Below are 584 nucleotides of genomic sequence, written 5' to 3'. Positions count from 1 at the left end.
GGACAAGAAAATCTCTTTTCTGGTCTGACGGCGCTTACTGCTGAATTCACTGTCGGCGAAGGTGAGCTGATGACTCATGATGAACCCTTTTTCATGGCTCCAGATGACAAACATGATCTCATATCAGGGACTTGTTCGCACCTTCCTTAGGGAAGGTGCGAATAAGCGGGGAAATTCTTCTCGGCTGACTCAGTCATTTCATTTTTTCAGTTTGAGCCGATCTTTTCTCCCGTAAATGCCTTGAATCAGCCTATTTAGACCGTTTCTTCGCCATTTAAGGCGTTATTCCCAGTTTTTAGTGAGATCTCTCCCACTGACGTATCATTTGGTCCGCCCGAAACAGGTTGGCCAGCGTGAATAACATCGCCAGTTGGTTATCGTTTTTCAGCAACCCCTTGTATCTGGCTTTCACGAAGCCGAACTGTCGCTTGATGATGTGAAACGGGTGCTCCACCTTGGCCCGGATGCTGGCTTTCATGTATTCGATGTTGATGGCCGTTTTGTTCTTGCGTGGATGCTGTTTCAAGGTTCTTACCTTGCCGGGGCGCTCGGCGATCAGCCAGTCCACATCCACCTCGGCCAGC

1 protein-coding gene is annotated in these 584 nt (G+C 49.1%); it reads right to left on the bottom strand.

The annotated features are described in order from the left end of the window. Positions 1–295: 295 nt before the first annotated feature. The coding region (locus J9893_RS19000) for a transposase (protein ID WP_210600944.1) at positions 296–584 on the bottom strand (289 nt) is incomplete at its 5' end.

Source organism: Aeromonas sp. MaB10011B, assembly GCF_017939325.1.
Classification (GTDB): domain Bacteria; phylum Pseudomonadota; class Gammaproteobacteria; order Enterobacterales; family Aeromonadaceae; genus Aeromonas; species Aeromonas caviae.
This window is presented reverse-complemented; position numbering and strand designations above follow the sequence as displayed.